This window comes from Vibrio sp. MACH09, from assembly GCF_033238805.1.
In the GTDB taxonomy this organism is placed as follows: Bacteria; Pseudomonadota; Gammaproteobacteria; order Enterobacterales; family Vibrionaceae; genus Vibrio.
This window is the reverse complement of the sequence record NZ_BSFZ01000001.1, coordinates 1,964,563-1,979,549: the sequence shown is the minus strand read 5'-3', so window position 1 is coordinate 1,979,549 and position 14,987 is coordinate 1,964,563. Positions and strand designations below refer to the sequence as shown.

Genomic DNA, 14,987 nt, shown 5'->3' with positions numbered 1-14,987 from the left:
GTAGCTCTCTTCTCTACCATAGCCAAAGCCCCTCGTTAACGTGATGTTTACTCCCATTGATATAGACTTTTCGCCAATCTAGTAGGAACGGTTAAGGTCTATAAATGAAGCAAAAAGTGATTGTTTTTATCGTCGCCTCGTTGGTGTTGTCGGCGAGTTATCTCTGGTTTACCTCTCCAGTGGAGTGGCAGGAAGGAGAGAGTAAAGCTCGGGTTCTGCCCACAACTGAAGTGGTGGAGGCCTCATTAGTTACCGCAAGAAAAAAAATGACCCTTTATTCCGAAGTGAAAGCGAAATGGCAAACTGATATTGTTGCTCAAGTTCAAGGCCGAGTTGACTTTATTGACTCTCGTCTGGAGCAAGGAAACAAGGTTAAAAAAGGGCAGCTTCTTGCTTCATTTGAGCCTTCTCGCTATCAATTGAGCGTCGAAGAAGCGAAGGCACGTTTGCTACAAGCACAGGCCGCGCTAGCTATCGCAGAGAGTAAAATGGCGGCAGCAAAACGGGGCTGGAAATTAGCAGGCAACAAGGGAAAACCAACCTCTTCCATCGTGTTTAAAGAACCACAGGTTGCGCAGGCGAAAGCGGATGTCGCAGCGGCGCAGGCAAACCTAGCGAACAAAAAACTGCAACTATCATTTACCAAAGTGTATGCCCCTTATGACGCTATCGTTGCAAAGCGTAGTATTGATCCCGGCGAAGCGATTCAAAACGGACAAGCGTTATTAACGTTATTTAACGCTGGTGTCCGTGAAGTGGCGGTGGCACTGACTGAGAAGCAGTGGCAAGTTCTGCCGGAGCGTTTAACTATTGATGACATTCAAGTTAAGGCTGTATCGGCTAACACTCAACAGCAACAGAGCATAAAAGTAACAGGTATCCGAAAAGCGGGCTTTATTGATCCTCTTAGCCGACAGCGGTTTATCTACTTAGAGCTTAGCGACGGTTTACCTGGGATGTTTGTTGAAGTCACTCTACAAGGAAAGCGACGATCTGACGCGGTACAAATACCTAAAACAGCGATGAGTCCATCGGGTCTGGTTTGGTACGTTGATGAGCAAAACAGACTCGGCAATTGGAAGCCACAAATACTGAGCGCGAACGACAGTAGCATCTATGTCACCTCAACTAAGAACTCGTCACTAAGAGTCGTGAAATACAGTCATGATGGCTTGAAAGTAGGCGCAAGAGTAGATGCTATCGAAGGAGCTGCACAATGATGAGTTGGTTCTTGAGAAACCCAGTGGCTGCCAATTTGCTAATGGTGATGATACTGGTATCCGGCTATTTGACGTTAACAGGATTAAGGTCGGAGGCATTTCCTAAGCTTCCAGCAAATAGCATCAGTATCTCTACCTATTTCTCTGGCAGAACAGCGGAGCAGGTTGATCAAGGTTTAACGTCAAAGATAGAAAGGGCACTGGAAGGCATCAATGGGGTAAAAGACATTTTTTCCTCTTCAAGTCGTTCAAATAGTTATGTTCAAGTCGTGAGAACCGACAACTACCCACTAGACAAACTGACCGTCGCTATTCGTCAAAAATTGGATGCGATTGAAAACTGGCCTTCCGCAGCAGAGAAAGCGGTGATAGAGCAGGAAGCCTTTAAGTTCTCTGCTTTGATCGTTCAAGTTTATGGTGGCGAAGATATTAATACTCGACAACGAGTATTAAAACAGGTGAAAAAACGCCTTCTCTCTCAGCCGAGTATCAGCAAGGTGAAAAGTTGGGGAGAAGAGCATAGCCGAGTCACACTAGAAGTTGACCCTTTTGCTCTCAAAGCTTACGCACTCACTCTTGCGGATCTATCTGAAGCGGTAAATCGCTTCTCCATTACCGGCAAAAGTGGCTTGTTAAAATTACAATCCGGCAACCTAACTCTAAGTGCCGATCAACAAGGTTACTACGCCAAAGATTATGAAGATGTCATTATTAAAACCACCGAGAATGGTTACGCCGTTCGAATAAAAGATGTTCTAAAATCCGTAGATAACTATGCCGAACATGAAGTTAAAGTTCGTTTTAATGGCAAACCAGCTTTGGGCATAGAAGTCATGGCTGGAGATAAGAGTGATGTTAAAGAGATAAGTGAAGAAGTTAGTGCGGTGCTAGCAAAGATTCAGCCCCAGCTACCTGATGATATTAAAGTCACCGTATGGGCAGATACTAGTCGCTATATTGATCAGCGGTTGGATTTGTTAAAAAGCAATGCGCTGCAAGGGGTATTACTAGTTAGCCTGCTCTTGGCACTGTTTCTTGATACCAAATTGGCTCTTTGGGTGGCTGCTGGCTTGCCTGTTGCCATTGCTGGAACATTTGTATTTATGGGAGAAAGATTCCTCAACTATACCTTCAATGAAATCACCACCTTTGGTTTTATATTGGTGTTGGGCATCTTGGTTGATGATGCTGTCGTAGTGGGAGAGAGCGTTTATTCAAACAGAATGAAGGCGAAGAAGAGCGGCCTTACCGCGATTCAATCCACCGAACAAGGCGTGAAAATTGTTGCCATACCAACGATATTTGGTATCGCAACCACTATTGCCGCCTTTATGCCAATGACTCAAATAAGCAGTGAGTGGGGCAAACTGTTTTCAGGTTTTGCATGGGTGGTGATCGCCGCTCTATTTATGTCATTAGTTGAATCCAAACTGATCTTACCGGCTCATTTAGCGCATACCCGGGTGGGTGAGCAGAACAGAGTTCAGCGTGTCGCTAATAACACGCTAGAGGCGTTTGGAAAACGGATTTATGCTCCGGTACTTTCTTGGTCAATTAAGCATAGATACTCTGTTATTGTGCTTTTCATTGCCGTATTAATTGGCAGCTTTACCTTAGTACAAAAGAATGTGGTAAGAACGGTGTTCTTCCCTGAGGTTCCCGGAGATTTTGTCTCTATTAATATCGCCCATCATGCCAATACTCCTCTTGAGCTGGTGGAGAAAAATGCCGAGCTGATTCGCAGTGCCGCTGAAACGATAAACAACGAAGCTGGTCAGTCATTAATAGAAAAACTATTGATAATCGTCAGTGATGAAACCATTTCGGTGGAAGCGGAGTTGCTGCCGCAAGAGACGAGAACGTTAGGGCCAAAAGCGGTGGTTAATCGTTGGCGGACTCTAGTGGGAGACATTCCTGCCGCGTGGAATGTGAATTTCGGAACCTCGGAAGGGAGCACCACGCCTAACATGCAACTCGTGCTTATTCATAGTGATAGTGACGTGTTACAGAGAGCGAAAACATATCTGATTGAGCAAATTAAACAACAATATGGTGTGCTAGGTGTACGAGACAACTTAAAAAGTACCGTGCCTCAACTTAGCTTCACTCTTAAAGAACACGCAAAGCAGTTGGGGTTAACCCAGCGGAATCTATCCGATCAACTTAGCAATAAGTTTGGTGGTTTAGAGGTGCAGAGAATGCAACGAGGAAATGAAGAAGTTCGTGTGGAAATTCGTTTTCCTAAGAAGTTTCGTGACTCTTTACTGGATCTAAACTTGGTACAGATACGAAACCATAAAGGGCAGGCTTTTCCTCTTAACGCGATTGCCGATGTGAACTTTGAATATAAGCGCAGCGAAATTATTCGTAAAAATGGTAACCAATATTCCAATATCACCATTCAGGTTGATAAAGGGGTAACGTCTGCAGAATATTTATATGACGACCTCTCGCATTCGGCGTTTAAAGAAATGCATCTGCGTTGGCCTGACTTAGTGATTAAACAAGCGGGTGAGCTGGAAGAGAGCAAAAAATCGAAAGAAAATATCAAGAAAGCATTGATCATTTCATTGATCGCTATTTACGCACTGCTGGCAGTGCCACTGAAGAGTTATGTTCAACCTATTGTTATCATGTCGGTGATTCCGTTTGGTTTTGTCGGTGCCGTTCTTGGGCATGCAGCTTTGGGGATCCCATTAAGTATGTTGTCATTTCTCGGTATGATGGCGTTAGCCGGAGTTATCGTAAATGATAGCCTAGTATTAATCAGTAGCTTTAATCGACAGCGCAGGGTGGGGCGAAGTAAAGCGTCACTGCACAAGTTATTGGTTGAAACTGGACTCACTCGATTAAGGGCGATATTTTTAACAACCGTAACGACATTTGCAGGCTTATATCCGTTGATGTCAGAGACTTCGGAACAAGCGCAATATCTTATTCCTGCGGCTGTTTCTTTAGCCTATGGTGAACTATTTGGAACCGGTATTACCTTGATACTGATTCCGGTATTGCTGGCGATAGTGGTGGATGTGCAAGATAAGCTCGCGACTAAAGAGCGCAAACAAGAACTGGGGCTAAACGATGCAAGTATTGATCATTGATGACGATAGTGAGTTTTCTGCGGCATTAGCGGATTACTTTGAACTAAAAGGAGTGGAGTGTGACTTCGCCTATAACGGTTCAAGTGGTTTGGCGCTGGCAAAACAAGAGAGTGCTGATGTGATTATTCTTGATGTGAATATGCCAAAGATGGACGGTTATGAAGTCTGTTCTCTGTTGCGAGAAGCGTATATCCAAACGCCGGTACTAATGATGACAGCTTACGATACCATGGAAGATGAGCTTGCAGGGTTTCGCAGTGGGGTAGATGATTTTGTTGTAAAGCCGTGTCCAATGCCAGTGGTGTGGGCACGAATTGAGGCGTTGTTAAAGCGAAGTCGTGCAAGAAATCAACAGACGATCACTATCGCTGACTTAGTACTCGATATTCCTTCTCAAGAGGTACGCCGAGCAGGGGATTTAATTAAGGTGACGCCTGTTGGCTGGCAATTATTGCTCTATCTGGCGAAAGAGAGCCCAAGAGTGGTGCCAAGAAAAGAGTTGGAAGCGTTGATTTGGCCGGAAGGTGATCCCGACTCTAGCAACCTTAAAGTTCAGTTGAGTCGATTAAGAAAAGTGCTGGATAAGCCCTATCAAACCCCACTGCTGCATACGCGCATCAACTCCGGTATTCAGTTGAAGGAACAGCAATGAAAAGAAAAGCGGTATCTTTACAGAAAAGCTTGTCACGAAAGTTGATCATGTTTGGTTCAATATTGGTTGTCTTCATGGTTGGCATTATTACGGTCCAGTACATTTTCGGTATTGATACGGCTGCAGATGTCGATATTCAAATTGAAGCGATCAGCTTATCTCGTCAGTTAGAACAGCAAAATGAACTTACTGATGTAGAGGTGTCTTTGCTGTCTAACTCTAACGTTTATCGTCACTGGGAGAAGTTGCCTGAGTATGTAAAAACAGAATATCAATCCCCCGATACTCTTATTTTGAATAAACCCGAGAGTAAGGAAGCTGAACTAAATGGCGAGCTTATCTACCTTGAGTTGATGAAGCTTCCACTCGAGTCTGGAGAGATAATCTATTGGTTAGGAGAGTACTCTAGTGAGTACTCTGAACGCTACTTTGAGAAGTACATTAAAATAATCGTTATGCAAAGCTTGATAGCCATCGCGGTATTTATGCTGCTTCTTTTTGCGTTGGTTGCCTGGTGGATGAGAAGTTTAGGAAAGCCGTTTGTTCATCTAAAACTGTGGGCGGAAAAACTGGGCACGGAGCAGCAGCAGCCAAAGTCTGTTTATGATTATGAGGAGCTGAATGACTTGGCGGAGCAACTGGAGTCAGCTGTTGAGAGGATTAGCGCTTATAATCAGAGAGAAACCCAATTTCTACGTAATGCCAGCCACGAGTTAAGAACGCCACTCGCTATAATGCAGGCCAGTTTGGATACGCTCGATGAACAAATTGGCGAATCCCGGCCTTTAAATAGAGCAAAGCATGCGGTTGAAAATATGACGACTCTCAGTCGAACGATTTTGTGGTTAGCACGAGAATCAAAAGAAGAGTTGGAGGTTGAGTCGGTCTCATTGCGACAAATGAGCGAGGAGTTAATAACACGACTTGATTATTTAAAGCAGCACAAGCAATTAAGTGTTTCCATTAAAGGTGAGGGGAGTTGCCTCGTTAATCCCGCTTTAATAGAAATCGTGATGAGCAATCTAATCCGTAATGCTTTTCAGTATGCAGAGCAGGGTGAGATCAGTATATTCGTTTCGGATGAGACGGTTACCGTGTCCAACCACAGTTCTTATCAGGGTGACCACTCTAGTGGTTTTGGTTTAGGACTTGAGTTGGTCAAACGCATTTGTGCCAAGCAGGGCTGGAGGTTCTGTTACCAAAATTCACAACAAGAGGTGCAGGTTGAGGTGATATTTACAAGAGTCTGTTGAATTTTCGAGAACAGATTTTGTTCCATCTGAAAGCGGTTTGAGCAAGGCATGAGAAGAGCCGCATAGTTACTCTATGTAAACGACTTATCACGCAGTATAAAGCACCTGTTGCAAAAATAGTTTCGAAAGGCCAACAGACCGTAATGAAGAGAGTATCTCGGATGAAGTTGGTACTTATTAAATGATGACACCTTAGCAGTGCTGAAGGCCATCGATAGCGTTAGAGTAAACAAAATGATAGCCAGATTGCTGTAGCTTCTGTGAAGATATTTGCTTGTCTGCTGTCGTTGTTATTTCCGGCATATTAAGAGTGGCATCATACTGCTGGAGTGCTGTTTGATAAAATTCGGATTTATAGACTAATGCAGGAGAAGAGGCATTGATGATCTGATGGGTTACACGAGAGAGTACGAACTGAATAACACCAATGGCGTCGTGTAAATGTAGCATATTGGCAGGTGCTGCACTGCTGATCGATTTTAGTTTACTGACAAACCTTCCCGGATGTCGATTTGGTCCGAATAACCCCGAGCAGCGAACAATCATATATCCCAATGTCGACTCTATTAAGGCTTGTTCTGCTGCCAACATGGTACGAGCATTATCGGAGAATAGTGCGTTATTGGCTGCCAGTTGAAGAGTGGCATCTTCCTCTTTGACTGTGCCTGACACCTGTGGATAAACTGTTGTTGAACTGACCATAATCACATTATCTATATTGGCTTGTTTTGCCACTTCAATAAGAGCTTGCCACTGTAACAAGTACTGTTGACCTTGTCCTTTACGAAACCCCGGCGGGAAACTGCCAATAATGGTGGAAACATTTTTTTCTATTAGCGATTGAACAAATTGAGAGGTTTGATCTTGATTGGTGAATGGCAGTTTGAGCAAGAGGCCATTTAAGCCCGCATGTTGTAGCTCTTTAACACCTTGCTCGCTTGTGCGAGTGACGTATACCGGATGTACTCCTTGCTGCTGTATAGATAAGGCTAAAGGCTGACCGAGCCAGCCTCCACCAACAATGGCTATAGCACCTGACATATTAAGCTGAAATTACGCGTAGCAGTTTATCTGCCAGTTCTGCCATTTCTATTCCTTCGTCAGTAAGATAACCGCCGTCGGGCATGGTACATAGTCCTTTGCTATATAGACTTGCCACAGCACTTTTCATTTCGGCTGCTGCTTCTTGATGAACTTTAATACCTGTTGCAGAACTACTGATATCAAATTGAAGAAGAAGGTTAAGTTCTGCGATGTTTTCTTGGCTATATTTCATGCTGTGTTCTCAAAGTAGTTATTTTCTAACTAAAACCATAAAGCGCTCTATCAAGTGAAACAAGCAACAATCACCAGAATTGTTACCTTTGACTAAAATGGTCAGTTTTAAAACAGTTTATCCACATTATCTGTGGATAAACTCTGCTAAGCTTGATTTTCTCGGGATAGAGAAAGTGCAAGCTATTTTTTAATAAATTTTATCAGTACTTTGCCCTCTTTTGTGATTGTCTGTTTTATGCTCAATTGCAAAGAGACAGTAAGAGAAATACTCATCATAACGAAGATGGCGATCATAATGACCAACTGGTATTTGATCGCGAGCAAGGGGCTTGCTCCTCCAAGAATTTGACCGGTCATCATGCCAGGCAGCGTGACTAACCCTGTGGTTGTCATTGACGCTAGTATGGGCGCAAGGGCTTTTTGCATGGCAGTACGGACAAAAGGTACTGATGCATACTTAACGGACGCTCCCAGTGATAAAGCCGCATGGTATTCGTCTTTTCTCTGTTCAAATGCATCGTATAAGTTTTGTAGAGCAACAATGTTTCCGCTAAGGCTGTTGCCTAACAACATTCCCGATATGGGGATTAAATACTGCGCACTGTACCAAGGACTTGGTTCAATAACATAAAAGCAGAGTAGTAAGATAACGGGGAGAAGACCGATGAAAAGTCCGGATACCACCGGAATCATCAACCGTTTTTTCGGCAAATTGGCCTTGTCGATAATGGCACTTCCACCTATCAAGACCATAATCACCAGCCAAGTAATGTTCAGTGCTACGCTATTTAGCTCGAAAACAAACTGTAAGTAGAGACCCACCAAAGTAAGTTGAACGGCCATTCGCACCGTTGCAATCAATATCTCTCGATTCATTTGTAGCTGATAGTAACGACTTATTGCTAGCGGGATCACGAGTGTGATTGAGAATAAAGCCAGCTGAAGCCAAGTTATATCAATAGCAGACTGCATAGGTCATCTCATGTTTCTAAGTGGTTGTTATTTATCTTAACCCTAAATGCCCCGAACAGGCAGCATTTAAAACGGCATCAATGTCTTGAGTTCATAAACGCCATTTGAAGCCAGAGAATCGATATTCCATATATATGAGGCTTAGCTCGCATTTTACATTTTATTAACGTAAATATTGACTGTTTTTGAGACAAATTAAAAACTTTTCGCGATGAATAATCGTACCAATATAGTGCAAAGATATACGTGTTAATAACAATTAATACATATTGATAACATTATTAATTTTACACATCTGTTCATGTTTTTTCACATTAAATCTTATTAAAACACATCTCCGTTCCATATCAAAAAACCAGTAAATAAGGGCTCTAAAGCAAGGTTCTTATATTGAACCACACAAATTATGTGGTCTAGAATTTCTGTAAAGAAAGGTAAAGTAATTCAGTGTTTTTCATGTTTAACCGGAATGAACTAATTACATAACAGGTAAATGTATGAGTAATGTTAATAAAAGTAGTGGGCAGGAAGAACGTTCTTTGGAATGGAAATCGTTCTTGCTAATTACTGTTGTTCTTTTTCCAATCTTAAGCGTTGCTTTTGTTGGAGGATACGGATTTCTGATTTGGATAATGCAAATTTTATTTATGGGCCCTCCTGGGACTCATGGTTAATTTTGTACCTATTTTGATTTTAATTTTTTAGAGAAGCGATCATGACATCCATTATCAAAAGTATCTGGACCACGATGACAAAGCCGGCAGTGCACATAAGTTTAGGTGTACTTACTTTAGGCGGCTTTATTGCGGGTGTAATTTTCTGGGGTGGTTTTAACACTGCTTTAGAAGCGACTAACACCGAAGAATTTTGCATTAGCTGCCACACCATGGAAGCCAATGTTTATAAAGAGCTGCAAGAGACTGTGCACTGGAAGAACAACTCTGGAGTACGTGCCACTTGTCCTGACTGTCATGTTCCTCATAACTGGACAGACAAAATTGCTCGTAAGATGCAAGCGTCGAAAGAGGTCTATGCACAAATTTTTGGCAACTACGATGAAGCTGGAAAATTTGAAGAGCGTCGTCTAGAGCTAGCACAACACGAATGGGACCGTTTCAGTGCTAACGGTTCACTAGAGTGTAAAAACTGCCACAACTATAGCTCCATGGACTTCGATACCATGTCCAAAGCGGCGCAAACCGCGATGATTCCTGCTGCAGAAAAAGACCAAAGTTGTGTTGATTGTCATAAAGGCATCGCTCACCAACTGCCGGAAGGTATGAATAGTGCCGGCGCAATGACGCAGAAATTAGCGGAAGAAGCCAAAAATACCGATTACTCAGTTGGTGAAACCATTGTCAGCACCAAATACTTGCCACTGTTTGAAGATGAAAAGATGGAGAAGCCAGCAGGTACTCTAGCACCAGCTTCAGCGGTAAAAGTGATTGCTAACGAAGGTGATATCGTTCAAATCGAAATTGCTGGCTGGCGTAAAGCACGTGGGTTTGCTCGAGTTATTCAAGAAGACTTTGGTATGAATATCCCTACTGCGACATTAGAGAAAAAGACCGCTAAGAACAAAGCCGTTGTCGAGAAGTTTGAGAAGAAAGTGGATGAACTAACGGGTCTTCCTTGGCAGCGTGTTACCGCCAAACTGTGGCTGAAAAAAGCCGATATGCTCAACTCTTTTGACCTAATTTGGGATGAATCAAAAGAAGCATATCAATCAAACTGTTCGACTTGTCATACACAGCCAGAAGAAGGTCACTTTGACACTAATACATGGCCTAGCATGTTTAACGGAATGCTAGCGTTTGTAAACTTTGATAAAGACAGTGAAACACTCATTTTAAAATATTTACAAAAACATTCTTCAGATTTTTCTGAAGGTCATCATTAAGTTAAAGGAGTAGTACCCTATGACTATTACAAGAAGAAGCTTTCTTAAAGGTGCGGCGGCAACAAGTGCTGCATCGGTAATTGGTCCAAGCTTACTTATGTCAGCAACTGCCAATGCAGCAGATGCAGGCGAGTGGAAAACATCTGGTTCACACTGGGGCGCGTTCCGTGCTCGCGTAGTGAACAATAAGGTTGAAGAAATTAAACCTTTAGAACTGGATAAGTATCCAACTGAAATGCTAAACGGTATCAAAGGGATTATCTACAGCCCATCACGTGTACGTTACCCAATGGTGCGTCTAGACTGGCTGAAAAAACATAAGTACGCTGCGGATACACGCGGTAACAACCGTTTTGTTCGTGTAACTTGGGACGAAGCACTAGACTTCTTCTATAACGAACTAGAGCGTGTACAAAAAGATTACGGTCCATGGGCGCTTCATGCTGGTCAAACAGGATGGCGTACAACGGGTCAGTTCCACTCAGCTGGTAACCATATGCGTCGCGCTGTTGCAATGCATGGTAACTACATTAAGAAAGTGGGTGACTACTCAACAGGTGCTGGTCAAACAGTACTACCATACGTATTAGGTTCAACAGAAGTATACGCGCAAGGAACTTCTTGGACTGAGATCTTAGCAAACAGTGACAACATTGTTATGTGGGCAAACGATCCAGTGAAAAACCTTCAGGTTGGTTGGGCATGTGAAACTCACGAATCTTATGAGTATCTAGAGCAACTTAAAGATAAAGTGGCGAAAGGTGAGATTAATGTTATCTCTATCGACCCAGTTAAGAACAAAACACAGCGTTATCTAAACAACGAACATATGTATGTTAACCCGCAAACAGACGTTGCTCTAATGCTGGCACTTGCTCATACATTGTATAAAGAAGAACTTTATGATGAAGATTTCGTTGACACATACTGTCTAGGCTTTGAAGAGTTCATCGCTTATGTTAACGGCGAGACAAAAGACAAAGTAGAAAAAACACCTGAGTGGGCTGCTGAAATTACAGGTATGAGTGCGGAAGATATTCGCAAACTTGCTCGTACTCTAGTTAAAGGCCGTACACAGCTTCTATTTGGTTGGTGTATTCAACGTCAAGAACATGGTGAGCAACCATACTGGATGGGTGCTGTACTTGCGGCGATGATTGGTCAAATTGGTCTTCCAGGTGGCGGTGTATCTTATGGTCACCACTACAGTTCAATTGGTGTTCCATCAACTGGCTTTGCTATGCCTGGTGGTTTCCCAAGCAACCCTGATAAAGGTACAACACCTAAGTGGGACAACAAAGACTTTAACGGCCACAGCTCAACTATCCCTGTTGCTCGTTGGGTTGACTGTCTAGTAGAACCAGGAAAAGAAATTAACTACAACGGTAACAAAGTTAATCTTCCTGGCTATAAAATGATGGTAATTTCTGGTTGTAACCCTTGGCATCATCACCAAGATCGCAACCGCATGAAGAAAGCATTCCAAACTCTACAAACGGTAGTGACTATCGAGTTTGCATGGACAGCTAGCTGTCGTTTCTCTGATATCGTACTTCCTGCATGTACACAGTTTGAACGTAATGATATCGATGGTTATGGCTCATACTCTAACCGCGGTGTTATCGCGATGAACAAACTTATTGAGCCTATGTTTGAATCTCGTAGTGACTTCGACATTATGACAGACCTAACTAAGCGTTTCGGTCGTGATGCAGAATACACTCGCGGTATGAACGAGATGGAATGGGTTCGCAGCTTATACGACAACTGCGTTAAAGCGAACAAAGGTAAATTTAAACTGCCTAAGTTTGACCAGTTCTGGAGTGAAGGCTACTTTGACGCTGGTAAAGGTCAACCTTGGGTTCGCCATGCGGCATTCCGTGATGATCCAGAAACGAATGCACTTGGTACACCATCTGGCTTCATTGAAATTTCAAGCCGTAAGATCAAAGGCTATGGCTATGATCACTGTCAAGAGCACCCAATGTGGTTCGAAAAATCTGAGCGTTCACACGGCGGTCCGGGTTCTAAGAAACACCCATTCTGGTTGCAATCTTGTCACCCAGATAAGCGTCTTCACTCGCAAATGTGTGAGTCTGAAGAGATGCGTGCAACTTATGCAGTACAAGGTCGTGAGCCAATCTACATCAACCCTGTAGATGCTAAGTCTAAAGGTATTAAAGACGGTGACCTAGTTCGTGTATTCAATGACCGTGGACAATTACTAGCAGGTGCAGTTGTAACTGATAGCTATGCTCAAGGTGTGGTACGTATTGAAGAAGGTGCTTGGTACGGTCCTCTAAATGAGAAGATTGGTGCGATTGATACTTATGGCGATCCAAACACATTGACTCAAGATATTCCATCTTCTGAGCTTGCTCAAGCGACATCAGCGAACACTTGTCTGGTTGACTTTGAGAAGTTCAAAGGTGAAGTACCACCAGTGACGGCATTTGGCGGTCCAATTATGGTGACTAAATAAGAGTTAACAGATAACTGTTAAAGCAAAAATGCCAGTCTTGTGACTGGCATTTTTTTTGTCGTTTATGCTTTAGCAATATACTCAAGTATGTTTGAGTATAACGGTCAGCCTATCCACTCTGTTCTTGATAAAACAAAGATTGTTGTTTAATCAAAAGCATCTGCCTTGAGAAAGCGTTTGATGGTTAACGAAGCGCTCGTCTCACTAAAGTATACTCAAGTGACCTCAAGATGCAGGATTCAGAGCAACATCAACAAGTTCAGTTCAAGAAAGATAATTGAAGGAATGGCATTCCCTTTCAAGATTATCTGACGCAGAAATGGGCGTGTTGATGTGCTCCCAAAGGGCGAGTTTTATTGGCTCCTGCTCTGTGTTACTGATTCTTGCCGTAGAATGACTATGCCCCCTCAAATCAGTGCCTTGATCAGCAGCCAATAAATTCTCGCTGAACAAGCACCTTGAGGTCATTTGAGTATATTAATTAAAAACTGTTCTGACGCGATGACAAAATAAATAAATCAGGTAAAGTAACACCCAATAGAAACAGGGTTGTATCATGGTGTTCTAAGCACTATCATTCACCCATATTGATATAAAATGTGATACAGCGATGGTTATTGCTAGTAGAACTATAATTAGACATGTATAGGAAAAAACATGATTCAAGTTGTCGGTCATAAGAACCCTGATAGTGATAGTATCTGTAGCGCTCTTGTTGCTACTGAATTATTGAAAGCTCGTGGTCTGGAAGCAAAAGCAGTTCGCCAAGGCCCGTTAAATAGAGAAACGCAATATATTGTTGAACAAGCTGGTGTGGAAGCGCCGGAAATGTGCACGGGTGTTGCTGGCGAGAAAATCTGGTTAGTGGATTACTCTGACCTTGCTCAAGCACCGGATGATGTGAATGAAGCAGAAATTCTAGGTATTGTTGACCACCACCGCCTTGGTGATGTGATGACAGTGAATCCTTTGGAAGCATGGATTTGGCCTGTAGGCTGTACCTGCACAATTCTATTTAACTTATTTAAGATGGAAGAAGTGGAAATTACTCGTCCGCTTGCGACGTTAATGATGTCTGCGATTCTTTCCGATACGGTTGGTTTTGCTTCTCCAACTTGCACCGATAAAGATAAGGATGCAGTGGCGGAGTTAGCGGGTTATGCGGGTGTCACTGATCTTGACGCATTTATTAAAAACCTACTGATCGCAAAAACAAATATTGAAGGATTAACCGCGGCACAGCTGGTTGAAAAAGACCTTAAAGCGTATCCGTTTAATGAGCGTCAAGTGGTTGTTGGTCAAGTAGAGCTGGCGACGCTTGAACAAGTGGACGGTATGATTGAAGCTCTGGAAGCGGATCTTCAGCGTCGTTGTGACGAAGAAGGATTAGCTTTTGCTGCGGTGATGCTAACTGACATTACTTCAGCGACAACACGTTTATTGTATAAAGGTGAGTGGGCTGAGAAACTAGTGAAACATGAACAGCAAGGCATGTTGATGATGGCGGATACTCTAAGCCGTAAGAAACAAGGCTGGCCTTGGCTGCAAGCTGAGCTGGTATAGCTAGAACAACGTATTGATGTATTAGGCGAAGGTTATTTAGCTCCTTCGCCTTTTTTATGAGAGGCAGTGATGACCACAGAGCTAACGCAAGAAAAAATCGATGACATTAATAAAATGGATAGTGAGGCTCGTTTTCGCTATTGCATCAAAGAGATAACCTCAAATCGACAGGTTTGGATATTAAAAGATGAACATGGCTGCGTTATGCTCAACACCGATGATGAAGATGCGGTTCCTGTTTGGCCAAATCGTCAGTTTGCCGAGCAGTGGGCAACAGGGGATTGGAAAGAGTGTGTTGCTGAGTCTATCTCATTAGCCAAGTGGCAGAGCCGCTGGACAATGGGTTTGGAAGATGATGAGTTAGCCGTGGTGGTGTTTCCAAATTTAAACGAAGAGGGTGTGGTACTGTATCCTGATGAGTTCGAATTTGAATTGAAGAAGAAATCATAAATAGTAGCTTTGATTCAGTCTCGTTAGGCGGTATTGCATATTTTTCAATGTCGTCTAATCTGAATATTATAATCAAGTGACCTCAAGGTGCAGGATTCAGCTCTCAAAGGGCGAGT

At 42.9% G+C, this 14,987-nt stretch carries 12 protein-coding genes; 9 read left to right on the top strand and 3 right to left on the bottom strand.

The genetic code is table 11. The features are described 5' to 3' along the window. Positions 1 to 104 precede the first annotated feature (104 nt). The 4 genes from CHJ_RS08790 to CHJ_RS08775 are packed head-to-tail and all read left to right on the top strand — an operon-like array spanning position 105 to position 6,226. Positions 105 to 1,220, top strand: coding sequence for an efflux RND transporter periplasmic adaptor subunit (locus CHJ_RS08790; RefSeq protein WP_317917479.1), 1,116 nt, complete (start codon positions 105 to 107; stop codon positions 1,218 to 1,220). Continuing rightward, entirely contained in the window at positions 1,217 to 4,321 is a 3,105-nt protein-coding gene (locus CHJ_RS08785; RefSeq protein ID WP_171754576.1) for an efflux RND transporter permease subunit, read from the top strand. The genes CHJ_RS08790 and CHJ_RS08785 overlap by 4 nt, the downstream gene beginning before the upstream one ends. After that, the gene (locus tag CHJ_RS08780; protein WP_171754575.1) at positions 4,302 to 4,973 is read left to right on the top strand and encodes a response regulator transcription factor; all 672 of its coding nucleotides are present in this window, start codon (positions 4,302 to 4,304) and stop codon (positions 4,971 to 4,973) included. Before CHJ_RS08785 ends, CHJ_RS08780 begins: the two co-directional genes overlap by 20 nt. Next, the gene (locus CHJ_RS08775; protein WP_317917478.1) at positions 4,970 to 6,226 is read left to right on the top strand and encodes a sensor histidine kinase; all 1,257 of its coding nucleotides are present in this window, start codon (positions 4,970 to 4,972) and stop codon (positions 6,224 to 6,226) included. Before CHJ_RS08780 ends, CHJ_RS08775 begins: the two co-directional genes overlap by 4 nt. 192 nt (positions 6,227 to 6,418) lie before the next feature. Here CHJ_RS08775 and CHJ_RS08770 read toward each other — a convergent pair whose 3' ends face one another. The 3 genes from CHJ_RS08770 to CHJ_RS08760 all read right to left on the bottom strand — a co-directional run bounded on the left by CHJ_RS08770 (position 6,419) and on the right by CHJ_RS08760 (position 8,476). Then, positions 6,419 to 7,267 carry an NAD-dependent epimerase/dehydratase family protein gene (locus tag CHJ_RS08770; RefSeq protein ID WP_317917477.1) on the bottom strand — a complete coding sequence of 283 codons (849 nt, stop codon included), beginning with the start codon at positions 7,265 to 7,267 and terminating at the stop codon, positions 6,419 to 6,421. Between the two features lies 1 nt (position 7,268). After that, positions 7,269 to 7,502: a TIGR02647 family protein gene (locus CHJ_RS08765; protein ID WP_171754572.1), complete on the bottom strand. Its 234-nt coding sequence runs from the start codon at positions 7,500 to 7,502 to the stop codon at positions 7,269 to 7,271. 182 nt (positions 7,503 to 7,684) lie between these two features. Beyond that, positions 7,685 to 8,476: an ABC transporter permease gene (locus CHJ_RS08760; protein ID WP_171754571.1), complete on the bottom strand. Its 792-nt coding sequence runs from the start codon at positions 8,474 to 8,476 to the stop codon at positions 7,685 to 7,687. A 497-nt stretch (positions 8,477 to 8,973) separates the two neighbouring features. Here CHJ_RS08760 and torE point away from each other — a divergent pair, with 497 nt between their 5' ends. From torE to CHJ_RS08735, 5 genes are all read left to right on the top strand, one after another. Next, positions 8,974 to 9,150, top strand: a complete 177-nt coding sequence (gene torE, locus CHJ_RS08755; RefSeq protein WP_171754570.1) for a trimethylamine N-oxide reductase system protein TorE — start codon at positions 8,974 to 8,976, stop codon at positions 9,148 to 9,150. Between the two features lie 41 nt (positions 9,151 to 9,191). Beyond that, the gene (torC, locus tag CHJ_RS08750; protein ID WP_171754569.1) at positions 9,192 to 10,376 is read left to right on the top strand and encodes a pentaheme c-type cytochrome TorC; all 1,185 of its coding nucleotides are present in this window, start codon (positions 9,192 to 9,194) and stop codon (positions 10,374 to 10,376) included. A gap of 19 nt (positions 10,377 to 10,395) precedes the next feature. Continuing rightward, positions 10,396 to 12,858 carry a trimethylamine-N-oxide reductase TorA gene (gene torA / locus CHJ_RS08745; protein WP_317917476.1) on the top strand — a complete coding sequence of 821 codons (2,463 nt, stop codon included), beginning with the start codon at positions 10,396 to 10,398 and terminating at the stop codon, positions 12,856 to 12,858. A 657-nt stretch (positions 12,859 to 13,515) separates the two neighbouring features. Further along, a complete protein-coding gene (locus tag CHJ_RS08740) occupies positions 13,516 to 14,421 on the top strand; it encodes a manganese-dependent inorganic pyrophosphatase (RefSeq protein ID WP_171754381.1) in 906 nt (301 codons plus the stop codon). A gap of 69 nt (positions 14,422 to 14,490) precedes the next feature. After that, on the top strand, positions 14,491 to 14,871 hold the full coding sequence (locus CHJ_RS08735) for a DUF2750 domain-containing protein (protein WP_171754380.1): 381 nt from the start codon (positions 14,491 to 14,493) through the stop codon (positions 14,869 to 14,871). Positions 14,872 to 14,987: the final 116 nt, after the last annotated feature.